Here is a 16,113-nt window from a genome sequence, read left to right on the forward strand (position 1 = left end):
GCGTCGTCGTTTTAGGTCAGTCGACCTCCTCCTCGCGACGCTCGGAAGGCGGCTGGTCGGCGGTCGCGATAGGCGCCGTGCCCGGCCCCAGCAAATGGGCGATCCAGCGTGTCTGGGGATGGCTGTCCAGGGCGATCTTCAGCGTCATGGTCAGCACCACCGACAGCAGCATGCCTACCACGCCGAAGATCCAGCCCCACACCACCAGCGACAGGAAGGCGACGAAAGTGGAGAGCCCCAACGCCCTCCCCATGACGCGCGGCTCAACCAGGTTGCCGAGCACGAAGTTCACTCCCAGGTAGGCGCCACTGAGCACCACCGCCTTGAACAGCCCGCCTTCCGGCGACACCAGCAGCAGCATCACCGGCGGCACCGCGGCGATGGCCGAGCCGATGTTGGGGATATAGTTGAGAGCGAAGGCCAATACCGCCCACAGCAGCGGAAACTCGACCCCGACCAGCTTGCAGGCCAGCCAGATCAGCGCACCGGTGGCCAGGCTGATCACCGTCTTCACCGCCAGGTAGCGCTTCAGCGTCAGGCTGAACTCGCTGAAGCGACGCAGGCTGGGCGCCGGATTGACCAGCGCCCGGGAAATCTTGTCGCGAAAGTTCAGCGTCTCGAACAGCAGGAACATGACCAGCAGCGCCACCATCACGCTCTGCATCATCAGATTGCCGACCTGGCCGATCAGCGCCGGAATCCAGCCGCCGAATTGCTCGGCGTCGAGCAGTTCGGCCAGGCGCTCGGTATCGATGGCAAGCCCCAGGCTGGCGAGGCCGTCGAGCAGGCCCAGGTAGTACTGATAGAGCTTCTCCTCGATGCCCGGCAGGGCATCGACGAAGGTGCCGAAGCTGTTGACCAGCAACACGCCCAGCAGCGACAGTAGTCCGCCGATCACCACCAGGGTCAGCCACACCGACAGTCGCAGGCCGACCCCCAGGCGGTGCAGCCAATGCACCGGCGCGGTACAGACCACGGCGATGAACAGCGACAGCAGCAGCGGCACCAGCAGGCTGGAGCCGACCCGCATCCCGGCGATGATCACCACCAAGGCGGCCAGGGCCAGCGTCAGGTTGAGAGGGATGCTGCTCTGGGTGTCGTCTTCGGGTCGCGCCATGCCGCCCACTCCGCCGATGCAAGGACCGTCATCATGCAGCCTGGCGGCCTCTGGTACAACGCGCCAGGCGCCGGTTCACCATGCAAGCTTCGTGCAATCGGCCACGCCAGGGAACCTTGCACGCCGGACCCGTTCCAAGCGGGCGTATCCATCGCGAAAAGGAAAGCGCCATGCCCCTTGATCGACTCAGCCCCCGGCTGCCCGGCAGCCTGTTCGCCCTGCTGCTCGCCAGTCTGCCCCTTGCCGCCGCCGCCGAGACCTCTCCCCCACCGCACCGCCTGGACGTCCAGGCCCATGCCGAGCTCGAAGTGGTACCCGACCAGGCCACGCTCAGCGCACGGCTCTGGGAACGCACTCCCGCCATCGCCCAACGCGACGCCAGCGGCGGCGATGCCGAAGCACTGGCCGAAGCCCGCGGTCGCCTGGAGGAGCGGGCCGCCAGCCTGATCCAGGCCATGGAGTCGGCCGGCCTGGAACGCGACGCCATCCGGGCCGGTTCGCTGCGAGTCCAGCCCGAGATCCTCCACGACCGAAGCGGCAAGAACGATGAGCCGACGCCGCTGGTGCGAACCCGACTCGAGCGCCCCTTCGAAGTCGAGCTCAACGACCTCGACCGCCTGCCGACGGTTCTCGATGCGCTGACCGGAGCCGGCGTCGACGCCCTGGACGGCGTCACCTACGACCTCGCTGACCGCGACACGGCCACCGACGAGGCCCTGAGCCAGGCCCTGCAGCGCGCGAAACACAAGGCCGAGCTGATGGCCGCGAGCCTGGACGTCGCACTGGGCGACGTGCTGTCGGTCAGCGAGAACCAGGCGCCGGTGTTCCAACCGCGGATGATGGCCATGAGCGCCGACGCCCGGGAAAGCGGCGGCGCCACCGAGTACCGCCCCGGCACCCTCTCCATCGACGCCACTGTCAGCGTCGGTTGGGAAATCGAGGGCCTGAAGAGTGAAGAGTGAAGAGCCGCCTATCGCTGCTCCTTGACGACGCAACCCCACCGGCAGCACCGGCGGGGTTGTTTTTCTTCCAGCTTCCAGGCGCGTAGCGCCGCTCTTCCCTCTTCGAGCGACACCGTCGCGCGCTTGCGGGCGCAGTCCGGTCAAGCGTTAACGATTTCGACCCCGCCCAGATATGGCCGCAGCGCCTCAGGCACAGTGATCGAGCCGTCGGCGTTCTGGTGGTTCTCCATCACCGCGATCAGGCAGCGCCCCACGGCCAGGCCGGAACCGTTGAGGGTGTGCAGCAGCCGCGGCTTCTTCTCGTCAGGGTGACGGAAGCGGGCCTGCATCCGGCGCGCCTGGAAATCTTCGCAGTTAGAGACCGAGGAGATCTCGCGGTAGGTCTCCTGGCTCGGCAGCCAGACCTCCAGGTCGTAGGTCTTGGCGGCACCGAAGCCCATGTCGCCGCTGCACAGGGTGACCACACGGTAAGGCAGGTCGAGCGCCTGGAGGATCGCCTCGGCGTGGCCACGCATCTCCTCCAGCGCATCGTAGCTGGTCTCGGGATCGACCAGTTGCACCATCTCGACCTTGTCGAACTGGTGCTGACGAATCATGCCCCGGGTGTCACGCCCGTGAGAGCCAGCCTCACTGCGGAAGCATGGCGTATGCGCGGTGAGGCGCATCGGCAGCTGCCTGTGCTCGAGGATCTCGCCGCGGGCGAAGTTGGTCAGCGGCACCTCGGCGGTGGGGATCAGACGATAGCCGCGCTCGTCCTCCAGGCGGAACAGGTCCTCGCCGAACTTGGGCAGCTGGCCGGTCCCGTACAGCGAGTCGTCGTTGACCATGTAGGGGACGTAACACTCCTCGTAGCCGTGCTCGAGAGTCTGCTTGTCGAGCATGAACTGGGTCAGCGCACGGTGCAGCCGGGCGATGGTGCCGCGCATCACCGCGAAGCGGGCGCCGGTCAGCTTGGCGGCCAGGTCGAAGTCGAGTTGGCCGGTCTGCGCACCCAGATCGACGTGGTCGCGGACGTCGAAGTCGAAGGTGCGAGGCGTGCCCCAGCGATGCAGCTCGACGTTGTCGTCCTCGCTCTCGCCCTGAGGCACGCTCTCGTGAGGCAGGTTCGGCAGGCCGCTGATCAGGTCGTCCCATTCGGCCTGCAGCTCGGCCAGGCGCGACTTGGCAGCGTCCAGGCGCTCGCCCAAGTCGCTGACCTCGTCGAGCAGCGGCTGGATGTCCTCGCCGGCGGCCTTGGCCTTGCCGATCGCCTTGGACCGGGTGTTGCGCTCGCTCTGCAGGCGCTCGGTCTCGGCCTGAAGCTCCCGGCGCCGGGATTCGAGGTCGGCGAGACGAGCGGTGTCGAGGGCGAAGCCCCGGGTGGCCAGTCGTTGGGCGACCATCTCGAGGTCGCCGCGCAGCAGTTTGGGATCGAGCATGGAATCCGGTCCGTCGCAGTCGGTGAAATCAACAAACGCAAGGCGGCCATTGTAGGCAAAAGCCCGCCCCGGCGCCACGCGCCAGGATGCGTGTTGCGGCCTGTCGCGGTACAGTAGGGCTTCCTTCTCCCCCTGCCCCACGCGGCAGCGACAGCGACCGAAAAACGACATGATCGCCAGACTGGACCCCGGGCGCCTTGACGCCTCCGACCGCGCCGACGCCCCCTACCTGCACTTCCTCGAGGCCCTGCAAGACGCCGGCTTCGAGGGCGAGATCGCCCCGGACTACGCCAACCGCACGGTGCTGGCCACCGACAACTCGATCTACCAGCGCCTGCCCCAGGCGGTGATCTACCCCAGGAACACCGACGACCTCGAGCGCCTGGCCCGGCTCGCCGCCCGCGAGGAGTTCCGCCGGGTGGCGCTGGCCCCGCGCGGCGGCGGCACCGGCACCAACGGCCAGTCGCTGACCGACGGCCTGGTGGTCGACGTCTCCAAGCACATGACCGCCATCCTCGACATCGACGTCGAGGCCCGCCGGGTGCGCGTCCAGGCCGGCGTGGTCAAGGACCAGTTGAACGCCGCGCTCAAGCCCCACGGGCTGTTCTTCGCCCCGGAGCTCTCGACCTCCAACCGCGCCACCATCGGCGGCATGATCGCCACCGACGCCAGCGGCCAGGGCAGCTGCGAGTACGGCAAGACCCGCGACCACGTGCTCGAACTCGACAGCGTGCTGCTCGGCGGCGAGCGCCTGGTCACCCGCCCGGTGGACGAAGATGAGCTCGAGGCGCTGTGCCAGCGCGACGACGCCGTGGGCCGGGTGCATCGCATGGCCCGCGAGATCATCGACACCGAGCGCCAGCGCATCCGCGAAACCTTCCCGCCGCTCAACCGCTGCCTGACCGGCTACGATCTCGCCCATCTGCGCACCGAGGACGGCCGCTTCGACCTCAACAGCGTGCTGTGCGGCGCCGAGGGCTCGCTGGCCTTCACCAGCGAGGCGGTGCTCAACGTGCTGCCGATCCCCCAGCACTCGACCCTGGTCAACGTGCGCTACGCCGGCTTCATGGACGCCCTGCGCGACGCCAAGGCGCTGATGGCAAGCTCTGCCTCACCCACCTCCATCGAAACCGTGGACGACAAGGTACTCGGCCTGGCCCAGCAGGACTTCGTGTGGGACAGCGTCGGCGAGTTCTTCCCTGACACCGGCGACACGCCGACCCACGGCATCAACCTGGTCGAATTCAACGACGACGACCCCGAGCGCCTGAGCGAGCGGGTCGCGGCCTTCTGTGAACATCTCGCAAAGGACGACAGCGTCACCCGGCTAGGCTACACCCAGGCCGTGGGCCGCGAGGCCATCACCCGGGTCTACGGCATGCGCAAGCGCGCCGTGGGCCTGCTCGGCAACGTCCAGGGCGAGCAGCGCCCGCTGCCCTTCGTCGAGGACACCGCGGTGCCGCCGGAGCAGCTGGCCGACTACATCGCCGAGTTCCGCGCCCTGCTCGATGCCCGCGGCCTGGCCTACGGCATGTTCGGCCACGTCGACGCCGGGGTGCTCCACGTGCGCCCGGCGCTGGACATGAAGGACCCGGCCCAGGAAGCGATGATCCGCGAGATCTCCGACGAGGTCGCCGCGCTGACGCAGAAGTACGGCGGCCTCTTGTGGGGCGAGCACGGCAAGGGCGTGCGCTCGGAGTACGCCCCGGCCTTCTTCGGCCCGCTCTACCCGAGCCTGCAGCGGCTCAAGGGCGCCTTCGACCCGCATAACCAGTTGAATCCGGGCAAGATCGCCACGCCTTGCTCTTCATTTCCCCCGCCCGACGACGCGGGTAGGGCGCCCTCGGCAGAGAGCGAGACGTCCGAAGCCGAGCACGACGACGAACAGGCCGTGAAGTGGGTCGACCCGGGGCTGCTGGCCATCGACGGCGTGCCGACCCGCGGTCAGCTGGACCGCCGGATCGATGAGCGGGTCTGGCAGGCCCACGGCGACGCCGTCTACTGCAACGGCAACGGCGCCTGCTACAACTACGATCCCGACGACACCATGTGCCCGTCGTGGAAGGCCACCCGCCAGCGCATCCACTCGCCCAAGGGCCGCGCCAGCCTGATGCGCGAATGGCTGCGCCTGCAGGGCGAGGCCGGCGTCGACGTGCTCGAGGCCTCGCGCGACGCTAGAAGCGGTGGCGCCTGGGGCGCGCTCAAGGCCTTCCCCCGCAAGCTCAGGAACACCCTGGCCAAGCGCCGCGGCGAGGACGACTTCTCCCACCAGGTCTATGACGCCATGGCCGGTTGCCTGGCCTGCAAGTCCTGCGCCGGCCAGTGCCCGGTGAAGGTCAGCGTGCCGACCTTCCGCTCGCAGTTCCTCGAGGTCTACCACGGCCGCTACCTGCGTCCGCCGCGCGACTACCTGATCGGCGGGCTGGAGTTCATGGTGCCGACGCTCGCCCGCGTCGCGCCGCTCTACAACGCCGCCCTGGACAATCGCTGGATCAGCCGCCTGCTGGCCGGCCCGGTGGGCATGGTCGACAGCCCCCGGCTGTCCCGGGCGCGCCTCGACAAGCAGCTCGCCGCCTGGGGCGTGCCCGAGGCCACGCCGACATCGCTTGGCCGACTCACCGAGGCCCAGAAAACCAACAGCGTGGTGCTGGTGCAGGACGCCTTCACCAGCCACTTCGAGTCCCAACTGGTGATGGACGTGGTCGAGCTGCTCGAGCGTCTCGACGTGCGGGTGTTCGTCGCCCCCTTCGCGCCCAACGGCAAGCCGCTGCACGTGCAGGGCTTCCTCGGCGCCTTCGCGCGCACCGCCGAGAAACAGGCCGAACGGCTGCGGACGCTGGCCGAGGCCGGCGTGCCTCTGGTCGGCATCGACCCGGCGATGACCCTGACCTACCGCCAGGAGTACGTGAAGGCGCTGGGCGTGGACGCCGTGCCCGAGGTGCAGCTGCTGCCGGAATGGCTGAGTGAGCGGCTGGCAGAACGCGCGCCCGAGCTGGCGCCGGAAGGCACCCGTCTCGACGATCCCGGCTACAAGCTGCTGGCCCACTGCACCGAGAAGACCAACGCCCCGGGCACGCCCAAGGCCTGGCAGCGGCTGTTCGCCGCCTTCGGCCTCGAGCTCGAGGTGGTGGCCAGCGGCTGCTGCGGCATGTCCGGCACCTATGGTCACGAGGCGCGCAACCTCGAGACCTCGAAGACCATCTACGCCCAGTCCTGGCAGCCCAAGGTCGAGGATCCGGCCAACGCCGGCCGACTGCTGGCCAGCGGCTACTCCTGCCGCAGCCAGGCCAGGCGGCTCTCGGACGCCGCGCTGCCGCACCCGCTGCAGGGGCTGTTGGAGGCGCTCAGGCGAACAGGCTGAGGGCGCTCCCAACTCCACTCAGGCCCGGAGGAGACATCATGTCACGCACGCTGATCGTCATCGGCCTGCTGCTGGTCGCCGCCGGGCTACTGTGGCCCTGGCTCGGCAGGCTGCCCCTGGGGCAGCTGCCGGGGGATATCCTGATTCGCCGCGGCCAAACCACCTTCTATTTCCCTCTCACGACCATGCTGCTGATCAGCGTCGTGCTGTCGCTGCTGCTATGGCTGTTCCGTCGCTGAGACGACATAGGCCACCTGCATCGCGCCGATGGATTGCATGTCGGGCCCGGCGACGCTAGGCTGCGCGCCCTTTATCCCATCCATAAAGAGCGAGCGATCATGGAGCATGCCGGCTTCGACCTGGCGATGATCGGCCTGATGGCGCTGATCTGCCAATGGATCGCCTGGCAGTTGAAACTGCCGGCGATCCTCATGCTGCTAGTGGCCGGCATCACTGCCGGTCCCATTACCGGGCTACTCGATCCCGATGCCCTGCTCGGCGAGCTGCTGTTCCCGCTGGTGTCGCTGGCGGTGGCGGTGATCCTGTTCGAGGGCAGCCTGACGCTGAACTTCCGTGAGCTGGGCGGCCACGGCCGCACGGTGCGCCGCCTGGTGACCTGGGGAGCGTTGATCACCGGCGTCATCGCCACCATCGCCGCACGGCTGCTGCTGGATCTCTCCTGGGAGATGGCCAGCGTACTGGGCGCGCTGCTGGTGGTCACCGGTCCGACGGTGATCCTGCCGATGCTGCAGACGCTGCGCGCCCGCGAGCACCTGACTCAGATCCTGCGCTGGGAAGGCATCCTGATCGACCCCATGGGCGCCATCGGCGCGGTGCTGGTCTACGAGTTCGTGGCGCTGGGCTCCGGCGGCGCCGCGGCCACCCATACCCTGGCGTTGTTCGGCCAGACGGCGCTGATCGGCTTTGGCCTGGGCATCGCCGGCGGCTACTGCTGGGGCCTCATGCTGCGCCACCACTGGTTACCCCACCAGTTGCACAGCTTCGGCACCCTGATGCTGATGCTGACGCTGTTCACCGTGTCCAACCAGCTGTTCCACGAGTCGGGGCTGCTCACGGTGACGGTGATGGGGGTGTGGATGGCCAACATGCGCGGCGTGCCCACAAGGCCCATCATCGAGTTCAAGGAAACCCTCTCGGTGCTGCTGATCTCGGGACTCTTCCTGCTGCTCGCCGCCCGCCTCACCGTGGAACAGCTGGCCCTGCTGGGCTGGCCGGCCTGGGTCTTCCTGATCATGCTGGTGGGCGTCGCCAGGCCGCTGGCGGTGTGGCTGTGCACCCTGGGCAGTGGCCTGGAGTGGCGCGAGAAGGCCCTGTTGGCCTTCATCTCGCCGCGCGGCATCGTGGCCGCCGCCGTGGCTTCCCTGTTCGCCCTGCGCCTCGAGGACGCCGGCATGGCCGGCGCCGAGATGCTGGTCCCGGTCACCTTCCTGGTGATCATCAGCACCGTGGTCAGCCAGAGCCTGCTGTCGCGCCCGCTTGCCCACTGGCTGGGCGTTCAGCGCCCCTCGCCCAACGGCGTGCTGATCATCGGCGCCAACGCCGTGGCACGCCAGCTGGCCTGCACCCTGCGCGACGCCGGCGTTAGCGTGGTGCTGGCCGACAGCAGTTGGGACGCCATTCAGCTGGCCCGCAACGAGGGCCTGACCACCTACTACGGCGACCCGCTCTCCGAGCACGCCGCCCAGCACCTGGAGCTCAGCGGCATCGGCTACCTGCTGCCGCTTTCGCCCTACCGGGAGCTCAATGACCTGGCGGCGCTGCACTTCGAGCATCTGCTGGGCCGCGACCGGGTCTTCCGCCTGGCGGTGGACGAAGGTCGGCGCGGCAATCGCCCCCAGGGGCAGGCGCTGGGTCACCTGCCGCTGCTGTTCGGCCGAGACGTGACCTATGCCAAGCTATCGCGCCTGGTGGGAGAAGGCGGAGAAGTTCGCCTCGAGCGCTGCGGCGAGAAGTTCCGCATGGAGCCGCTGCGTCAGGCCCATGGCGGTCGCTGGCTGCCGATGCTGTGCATTGGTCCCTCCGGACGCCTCAGGATAGCGACCGGCGAGACCGGCCTCTCGCCCAAGCGCGGCGACACCCTGATCAGCCTGATCCATGCTGACTCGCCGAAACACTCGTCCCAGATCGCCTTTCCCTCGGCATGACATAGACCCAGCCACTCCCTCAACAAGACGGCGCCCCGGTGATAGATCACCGGGGCGCCGTCTTGTTGAGTCAATCCGAATCCAACCTAGAAGAACAGCTCGCGCAGGGCCTCTCCAGGAGCTTCGCGACGCATGAAGGCCTCGCCCACCAGGAATCCGTGGACATCGTGCTCGCGCATGCGCAGGACGTCGCCACGGGTGTGGATACCGGACTCGGTGACCACGGTGACGCCGGCGGGAATCCGCGGCAGCAGGTCCAGGGTGGTCTCGAGCCGGGTCTCGAAGGTATGCAGGTCGCGGTTGTTGATGCCGACCAACGAAAGGTCCAGCGCCAGGGCCCGCTCCAGCTCGGCGGCATCATGGACCTCGACCAGCACGTCCATGCCGAGCTCGGTGGCCTGACGATGCAGATCCGCCAGCCGGGCGTCGTCCAGGGCGGCGGCGATCAGCAGGATACAGTCGGCGCCGATGGCTCGTGCCTCGCTGACCTGATAGCCATGGGTGATGAAGTCCTTGCGGATCACCGGCAGCGAGCAGGCCTCGCGAGCCTCGACCAGGAAGTCCTCGTGGCCCTGGAAAAAGTCGGCGTCGGTGAGCACCGACAGGCAGGCCGCTCCACCCTCGGCGTAGCTGACGGCGATCTCGCCGGGCCGGAAGTCTTCGCGAATCACGCCTTTGGAGGGTGAGGCCTTCTTGACCTCGGCGATCACCGCCGGGTCCCCGTCGCGCATGCGTTCGTCCAGGGCAGCCACGAAGCCACGCGGAGCGGATTGATGGCCGGCCAGGGCAAGCAATTCGGCCTCGGAAACGGCTCGGCGGCGTTCGGCTACCTCCTCGTCCTTGCGGGCCAGGATACGCGTCAGGATGGTCGGAGTATCGGAAGCTGTGGGCATATCGGCAATCCTTGTCGGGCGGCTACTGGGCGAAGACGCGGGTGAAGTTGGCCAGTTCCTTGAGCTTCTCGCGGGCCAACTGACTGTCCTGGGCATCCTGCGCCAGCGCCACGCCCTCCTTGAGCGTGTCGGCAACATCGGCGGCATACAGCGCCGCACCGGCGTTAAGCGCGACGATGTCCGCCGCCGGACCCTCACCGGTCAACGCCTGCTCCACCAGCCGCAGGCTGTCCTCGGCGGTCTTCACCTTGAGCGCGTCGAGGTCGTGCCGGGCGATGCCGAAGTCTTCGGGGGCGATGGTGTACTCGCGGATCGCGCCGTCCTTGAGCTCGGCGACGCGGGTCGGCGCGGCCAGCGAGATCTCGTCGAGGCCATCCTCAGCGCACACTACCAGCACGTGCTCGCTGCCCAGGCGCTTGAGCACCTCGGCCATCAGCGGCACCAGCTCGGGCGCGTAGACGCCGAGCAGCTGATTGCGGGCACCAGCCGGGTTGGTCAGCGGCCCGAGAATGTTGAACAGCGTGCGCACGCCCATCTCGCGACGCGCGGTGATCGCATGGCGCATGGCAGGGTGGTGGTTGGGGGCGAACATGAAGCCGACGCCCACTTCCTCGATGCAGCGCGCCACCTGATCGGCCTCCAGGTCGAGGCCGATACCGGCCACGGCGAACAGGTCGGCGCTGCCCGAGGAGGAAGACACCCCACGGTTGCCGTGCTTGGCCACGTGAGCGCCTGCAGCGGCAGCCACGAAGCTCGAGGCGGTGGACACATTGAACAGGTTGGCGCCGTCGCCGCCGGTACCGACGATGTCGACCACGTTCTCGGCATTCAGCGTCACTGGTTTCATCAGCTCGCGCATCACCTGGGCGGCGGCGCTGATCTCATCGGCGGACTCCCCCTTCATCGCCATGCCCATCAGGAAGGCAGCGATCTGAGCATCGCTGGCCTCACCGGTCATGATCGTGGTCATCAGCGCATGGGTCTGGTCGAAGCTAAGGTTCTCATGGCGCATCAGCGCGCCGAGGGCTTCCCGCATCTGCATGGCCGTCTTCTCCTTTGGCAGTGGCAGCATTCAGCGACGCTCGAGAAAGTTAGCCAGGAGCTCATGGCCCTGGCGTGTCAGGATGGATTCGGGATGGAACTGGACGCCTTCGACGTCGAGCTCGCGGTGACGCATGCCCATGATCAGCCCCGGCGTCACGTCGTCCTCATCGGTCCAGGCGGTGACTTCCAGACACGCCGGCAGGCTGTCGCGGTCCACCACCAGCGAGTGATAGCGGGTGACCTCCAGAGGATCCTCAAGGCCGGCGAACACGCCCTGCTCCCGATGGCGAATCCGCGAGGTCTTGCCGTGCATCACCTCAGGGGCCCGCCGCACCTCGCCGCCGAACACCTGACCGATAGCCTGATGGCCAAGGCAGATGCCGAGGATTGGCAGGCGTCCGGCGAAGTGGCGGATCACTTCCGTTGAGATGCCGGCCTCGTTAGGCGTGCAGGGCCCCGGCGAGACCACCAGGTGGCTGGGTGCCAATGCCTCGATCTGCTCCAGGGTGATGGCGTCGTTGCGATGGGTCACCACCTCGGCGCCGAGCTCGCCCAGATATTGGACGATATTGAAAGTGAAGCTGTCGTAATTATCGATCATCAAGATCATTTCGGGCATAAACTCCTGATTATATTGAGTCCAGCACTTCCATCATCGCACTTCTACGCACAATGCCCGAATCACCCCCTTGCGAGCCGGCAGATACAAAAATGCCGCCTCGGCGGGCGGCACTATTGCTCAGACACGCGAAAGCCGCCCCGTCAGATGTCGAGGCGCCACTGCTTTGCGATGGTCATAGGGAAAGCGTTCATGGCCGCTATAGTGTGGCGGCGGAACTTTACTGTCAAGCGAGCCGGGCACGTCCCCCTCCCCTCGACCCTGTGACGCCGGACGGGCTGCCCGTGCCGCGCGTCGGCCAGCCTGCCGAGGAGCGCGGCTTGTCAGGCCATGACCGGCTGCATATGATAACGCGTATCAAATGCAACGAAAGCCAATCCCCCATGCTCGCCGACTCCCGTCGCCCCCATGTCCTGGTGATCGAGGACGATCGCATGCTCAACGGCCAGATCGCACGACTGCTCGAGGACAGGGGCTATCGCACCCATCAGTGCTACGAAGGGGAAAGCGGGTTGATGTCGGCCCTGAGCCACTGTTTCGACCTGATCCTGCTCGACGTGCTGCTGCCCAAGCTGGACGGCTTCGAGGTACTGCAGCAGTTGCGCAAGACGCGCCAGACCCCGGTGATGATGCTCACCGCCTGCGGCGCCGAGGAGGCCCGCATCCGCGGCTACCAACGCGGCGCCGACGACTACCTACCCAAACCCTTCGGTTTCACCGAGCTGCAGCTACGCATCGAGGCGCTGCTGCGCCGCACACTGGGCACGACCGAACAGCGGGCCGATCCCGACGAACAGCATATCGGTCCCCTCAAGCTGGAACGCCATAGCCTGGCGGTGCGCTACGACGACACCGCCGTTACCCTGACGCCGATACAGTTCCGCCTGCTCTGGGTGCTGCTGCTTCACCAGGGCGAGGTGCTGAACAAGCCCTATCTCTATCAGTTGGTACTGGAACGGGAGTACAGCCGCTACGACCGCAGCCTCGACATGCACCTGAGTCGCGTGCGACGCAAGCTGGTAGAAGCAGGCATGGCATCGGACCGCCTGCAGACGATTCATGGCAAGGGCTACCGTTTCCTGTGAACCGGCGGCTGCTGTGGAAACTGTGCGCCACCCTGGCGCTGGGCACCCTGGCACTGGTCTGGGTGATCACCTTCCTGGGCGCCGAGACCGAACAACAAATGAGCTTCATCGCCGAACGCCACCAGCAGACCCTCAAGGACTGGGGGCAGACCGCGGAGCGCCTCTATGATGCCGGCGAGGAGCAGGCCCTGGCCGACTGGCTCCAGGCTTTGCAGGAACGCGAGGACACCTGGGCCGCCGTGGTGCGTTCGGACATCCAGCCCCTGGCCGGCAGCGAGCTCAACCAGCGCTTTCGCGACGGCTTTCGCCTGGGCCGCAGCGAGGAGTGGAAGATCCATCTCTACTTCGCCGCCAACCCCATCATGGAAACCACCTTCGCCGACGGCCATACCCATTTCCTGGTCCTGCTGCCCCAGCGCATGCGCCCCGGCACCTACCTGCCCCAGGTGAAGCTGCTGCTCAAGATCGCCCTGCCATTGGCCGTGCTGCTGGTGCTCAGCCTGGTGATCTACCAACACCTGATGCACCCGCTGCGCCAGCTCGAGCAGGCCACGCGTCAGTTCAGCGAGGGTAACCTGGGCGTCCGGGTCCGTAACCTGCTGGGCAGCCGCAACGACGAACTCGCCGCGCTGGCCGAGACCTTCGACCGCATGGCCGAGCGCACCGGCGAGCTGATCATCGCCCAGCGCCGGCTGATCGCCGACCTCTCCCACGAATTGCGCACGCCCCTGACCCGCATCGACATGGCGGTCAGCTGCGTGGAGGAAGGCATCGACACCCAGCAACTGCTGCCGCGCATCCGCCGCGAGTGCCGGCTGATGCGCGACCTCGTGGAGGATGCCCTGACCCTGGCCTGGCTGGAGAACGAGAACCCCACCCTCGATCAGGACAGCCTCGATCTCACCGACCTGCTCGACAGCGTGATCGACGACGTCCGCTACGAATACCCCCGCCACCGCCTGCAGGCGAATCTGCCCGCCCAGGCGGAGATCCACGGCAGCAGCCAACGCGCCCTGGCCCAGGCCATCGAGAACGTGATCCGCAACGCCTGCCACTATACCCCCGAGGATGGCCGCATCCGGATCGGCCTGGACCAGGAGGCCAGGGGATATCGACTGAGCGTCGACGACCAGGGCCCCGGGGTGCCGGCCGATCAGCTCGAACGCATCTTCCAGCCCTTCTACCGCACGCCCCAGGCCCGCGACGACAAGCCCGACGGACATGGCCTGGGCCTGGCGCTGGCACGCCGTCAGCTGGAGGCGGTCGGCGGCCGCATCCACGCCGAGAACCTTTCGGGAGGCGGGCTGCGCATGAGGCTGTGGTTCCCGGTGACCCGAACCCCGGTGGAGGCGTAACAAATGTAAAAACGCTTCAAATTCGCGACAAAGCTGACAAGAATGCGCTCCAAATGAGAATGCATATCACACGCAGGAGCCATCATGTCTCATCCACCATACTGTTCCCGCTCGCCCCTCTGCCTCGCCATCGCCCTGATGGGCACCAGCCCCCTGGCACTGGCTCAAGACTCACCCCAGACGCTCGACACCTTGAGAGTGACCGCCGACCGCATCGGGGACAGCGATTCCATGGTGGGTGAGGACACCCTGAGACGCTTCCAGGCCGACGATCTGCAGGATATCTTCAGTGGCCTGCCCGATGTGGCGGTGGGCGGCGGCGGCTCGCCGGTGGCCCAGAAGGTCTACGTGCGCGGCCTGGAAGACACGCTACTCAACGTGACCGTCGACGGTGCCACCCAATCGGGATACCTCTTCCATCACCAGGGGCGCCTGATGGTCGAGCCCGAACTGCTCAAACGGGTGGAGGTCGCCGCCGGTGCCGGCGAGGCCACCGATGGTCCTGGCGCCCTGGGAGGTTCGATTCGCTTCGTCACCAAGGACCCGGACGACCTGCTGCGTCCGGGAGAGGACGTCGGCGGGCTGCTGAAGGCCGGCTACTTCAGCAATACAGAGGGCTACAAGGCCTCCGCATCGCTCTTCGGCCGCGTCAACAACGACTGGAGCGCCATGGCCACGCTGGTCAAGACCGATCACGATGACTACCAGGACGGCGACGGCAATACCCACCCCTTCACCGAGACCGAGGTGCTGACCGGCTTCGCCAAGGTGGTGGGCCAGTTGACCGACGATCAGAAGCTCAGCCTAAGCTACGAGCGCAACCAGGATGAAGCCTTCCGCAAGCATCGGCCCCACTGGGTGCCCAGCGTGCGCAACCCGGTCTTCGACCAGGAAATGATCCGGGAGACCGTTACCGGCAAGTATCACTTCGACGACCTCGACAGCGACTGGCTGGACCTCGAGCTGACCCTCTACGAGACCGAGGCCTCCCTGGAGCACATCGAGGGCCCCTACGGCACCTACCTGGGGGCTCTGAACAGCTACGGCGGCGACCTGCGCAACACCACCCGGCTGGGCGCGCACACCCTGACCTATGGCGTGGACCATCGCCATGACGAGGGCGAGCTCAACAGCGCCCGGGAAACCAGCAGCGTGACGGGCCTGTACCTGCAGGACAGCTTCCAGGCCACCGAACGGCTGACGCTCAACGCCGGCACCCGCTACGACTGGTTCGAACTCGACGAGGAGGAGACCGGCCAGGACTTCAGCGAATCCGGTTTCAGCCCCAACCTGGGCTTCAGCTTCGATGCCACCGAGCGGCTCAACCTGTATGGCGGCTGGGCACGCGCCATTCGCGGCACCCAGGTCAAGGAACTGTTCGTGCTCGACTATTACACCCACTCGCCGGACCGCAAGGAAGAAGTGGCGGACAACTACGAGCTGGGCGTGAGCTACCGCCAGGGCGGCCTCTACCTGAACGCCGAGGCCTTCGTCACCGAGATCGACGACGTGGTCGGCCAGAAGGACTACAGCGGGGTGCTCGAGAATCTCGGCGAGCTCGAAACCACGGGCTTCAGCGCCACCATCGGCTATGACTGGGACCGCCTTGGCGCGTCGCTCTCCTACAGCCGCTCCCGCCCCGAACTCAACGGCGAGCCGCTGAGCGACGACAACTGGAGCCTCGGCACCAGCCTGGGCGATACCTGGGTGGCCGGCCTGAACCTGCAGGCGACCGACCGCCTGGATCTCGGCTGGACCGGCCGCTTCGCCGAACGCCTGACCGACGTCGCCAGCGGCTACTCGGAGAAGGCCGGTTACGGCGTGCACGATGTCTACGCTCGCTGGCGTCCGATGGGTGGCGACGACCTGACCCTCTCGCTGACCGTCAACAACCTGTTCGACCGGCAGTACTTCGACCATGCCAGCTACGCCGTCTATGGCGACGTCGCCGCCGGCCTGCCCGAAGCCGGCCGGGACGTCCGCCTGAACGCGGCCTACCGCTTCTGATCACTCCCGCACCCGAGTGCACCGTGGTCAGCGCGAGCAGCCCCGCCACCGACGGCAGGGCATAGCGCAGGAAGACCGGCCAGGCCA

The 16,113-nt window shown here is 67.2% G+C and carries 12 protein-coding genes; 7 read left to right on the forward strand and 5 right to left on the reverse strand.

The window, feature by feature from the left end; genetic code table 11:
* Positions 1–16: 16 nt before the first annotated feature.
* Positions 17–1,117: an AI-2E family transporter gene (locus ACGTN6_RS17805; protein ID WP_394594210.1), complete on the reverse strand. Its 1,101-nt coding sequence runs from the start codon at positions 1,115–1,117 to the stop codon at positions 17–19.
* Between the two features lie 170 nt (positions 1,118–1,287).
* On the opposite strand from ACGTN6_RS17805, the gene ACGTN6_RS17810 reads away from it, so the two are divergent.
* Positions 1,288–2,079 carry an SIMPL domain-containing protein gene (locus ACGTN6_RS17810; RefSeq protein WP_394594212.1) on the forward strand — a complete coding sequence of 264 codons (792 nt, stop codon included), beginning with the start codon at positions 1,288–1,290 and terminating at the stop codon, positions 2,077–2,079.
* A gap of 140 nt (positions 2,080–2,219) precedes the next feature.
* Here the strand turns inward: ACGTN6_RS17810 and serS are convergent, their stop codons facing one another.
* Complete coding sequence (serS, locus tag ACGTN6_RS17815; protein WP_394594215.1) at positions 2,220–3,497, reverse strand: serine--tRNA ligase; 1,278 nt, start codon at positions 3,495–3,497, stop codon at positions 2,220–2,222.
* Positions 3,498–3,666: 169 nt separating this feature from the next.
* Between serS and ACGTN6_RS17820 the strand changes: the two genes are divergently transcribed.
* The 3 genes from ACGTN6_RS17820 to ACGTN6_RS17830 all read left to right on the forward strand — a co-directional run bounded on the left by ACGTN6_RS17820 (position 3,667) and on the right by ACGTN6_RS17830 (position 9,023).
* Entirely contained in the window at positions 3,667–6,858 is a 3,192-nt protein-coding gene (locus ACGTN6_RS17820; protein ID WP_394594217.1) for an FAD-binding and (Fe-S)-binding domain-containing protein, read from the forward strand.
* Between the two features lie 38 nt (positions 6,859–6,896).
* Positions 6,897–7,097 carry a DUF2905 domain-containing protein gene (locus ACGTN6_RS17825; protein ID WP_183389846.1) on the forward strand — a complete coding sequence of 67 codons (201 nt, stop codon included), beginning with the start codon at positions 6,897–6,899 and terminating at the stop codon, positions 7,095–7,097.
* 99 nt (positions 7,098–7,196) lie between these two features.
* Positions 7,197–9,023: a cation:proton antiporter gene (locus tag ACGTN6_RS17830; protein ID WP_394594219.1), complete on the forward strand. Its 1,827-nt coding sequence runs from the start codon at positions 7,197–7,199 to the stop codon at positions 9,021–9,023.
* 86 nt (positions 9,024–9,109) lie between these two features.
* On the opposite strand, the gene trpC is transcribed toward ACGTN6_RS17830, so the two are convergent.
* The 3 genes from trpC to ACGTN6_RS17845 are packed head-to-tail and all read right to left on the reverse strand — an operon-like array spanning position 9,110 to position 11,570.
* A complete protein-coding gene (gene trpC, locus ACGTN6_RS17835) occupies positions 9,110–9,916 on the reverse strand; it encodes an indole-3-glycerol phosphate synthase TrpC (RefSeq protein WP_394594221.1) in 807 nt (268 codons plus the stop codon).
* Between the two features lie 22 nt (positions 9,917–9,938).
* Positions 9,939–10,958 carry an anthranilate phosphoribosyltransferase gene (gene trpD, locus ACGTN6_RS17840; RefSeq protein ID WP_394594223.1) on the reverse strand — a complete coding sequence of 340 codons (1,020 nt, stop codon included), beginning with the start codon at positions 10,956–10,958 and terminating at the stop codon, positions 9,939–9,941.
* Positions 10,959–10,988: 30 nt separating this feature from the next.
* Complete coding sequence (locus ACGTN6_RS17845; protein ID WP_394594226.1) at positions 10,989–11,570, reverse strand: anthranilate synthase component II; 582 nt, start codon at positions 11,568–11,570, stop codon at positions 10,989–10,991.
* Between the two features lie 392 nt (positions 11,571–11,962).
* Here ACGTN6_RS17845 and ACGTN6_RS17850 point away from each other — a divergent pair, with 392 nt between their 5' ends.
* From ACGTN6_RS17850 to ACGTN6_RS17860, 3 genes are all read left to right on the forward strand, one after another.
* A complete protein-coding gene (locus tag ACGTN6_RS17850; RefSeq protein ID WP_394594230.1) occupies positions 11,963–12,664 on the forward strand; it encodes a response regulator transcription factor in 702 nt (233 codons plus the stop codon).
* Positions 12,661–14,019 (forward strand): histidine kinase sensor domain-containing protein, encoded by a 1,359-nt coding sequence (locus ACGTN6_RS17855; RefSeq protein ID WP_394594231.1) that lies wholly within the window; start codon positions 12,661–12,663, stop codon positions 14,017–14,019. The genes ACGTN6_RS17850 and ACGTN6_RS17855 overlap by 4 nt, the downstream gene beginning before the upstream one ends.
* A gap of 84 nt (positions 14,020–14,103) precedes the next feature.
* Positions 14,104–16,026: a TonB-dependent receptor domain-containing protein gene (locus ACGTN6_RS17860; RefSeq protein ID WP_394594234.1), complete on the forward strand. Its 1,923-nt coding sequence runs from the start codon at positions 14,104–14,106 to the stop codon at positions 16,024–16,026.
* Positions 16,027–16,113: the final 87 nt, after the last annotated feature.

The sequence above is a fragment of the Halomonas sp. B23F22_20 genome (genome assembly GCF_043496985.1).
GTDB lineage: Bacteria > Pseudomonadota > Gammaproteobacteria > Pseudomonadales > Halomonadaceae > Halomonas.

Bases quoted from the DNA above. Each gene is read 5' to 3' on its own strand.
- ACGTN6_RS17805 (WP_394594210.1), bottom strand. From the start codon at position 1,117: ATGGCGCGACCCGAAGACGACACCCAGAGCAGCATCCCTCTCAACCTG.
- ACGTN6_RS17810 (WP_394594212.1), top strand. From the start codon at position 1,288: ATGCCCCTTGATCGACTCAGCCCCCGGCTGCCCGGCAGCCTGTTCGCC.
- serS (WP_394594215.1), bottom strand. From the start codon at position 3,497: ATGCTCGATCCCAAACTGCTGCGCGGCGACCTCGAGATGGTCGCCCAA.
- ACGTN6_RS17820 (WP_394594217.1), top strand. From the start codon at position 3,667: ATGATCGCCAGACTGGACCCCGGGCGCCTTGACGCCTCCGACCGCGCC.
- ACGTN6_RS17825 (WP_183389846.1), top strand. From the start codon at position 6,897: ATGTCACGCACGCTGATCGTCATCGGCCTGCTGCTGGTCGCCGCCGGG.
- ACGTN6_RS17830 (WP_394594219.1), top strand. From the start codon at position 7,197: ATGGAGCATGCCGGCTTCGACCTGGCGATGATCGGCCTGATGGCGCTG.
- trpC (WP_394594221.1), bottom strand. From the start codon at position 9,916: ATGCCCACAGCTTCCGATACTCCGACCATCCTGACGCGTATCCTGGCC.
- trpD (WP_394594223.1), bottom strand. From the start codon at position 10,958: ATGCAGATGCGGGAAGCCCTCGGCGCGCTGATGCGCCATGAGAACCTT.
- ACGTN6_RS17845 (WP_394594226.1), bottom strand. From the start codon at position 11,570: ATGATCTTGATGATCGATAATTACGACAGCTTCACTTTCAATATCGTC.
- ACGTN6_RS17850 (WP_394594230.1), top strand. From the start codon at position 11,963: ATGCTCGCCGACTCCCGTCGCCCCCATGTCCTGGTGATCGAGGACGAT.
- ACGTN6_RS17860 (WP_394594234.1), top strand. From the start codon at position 14,104: ATGTCTCATCCACCATACTGTTCCCGCTCGCCCCTCTGCCTCGCCATC.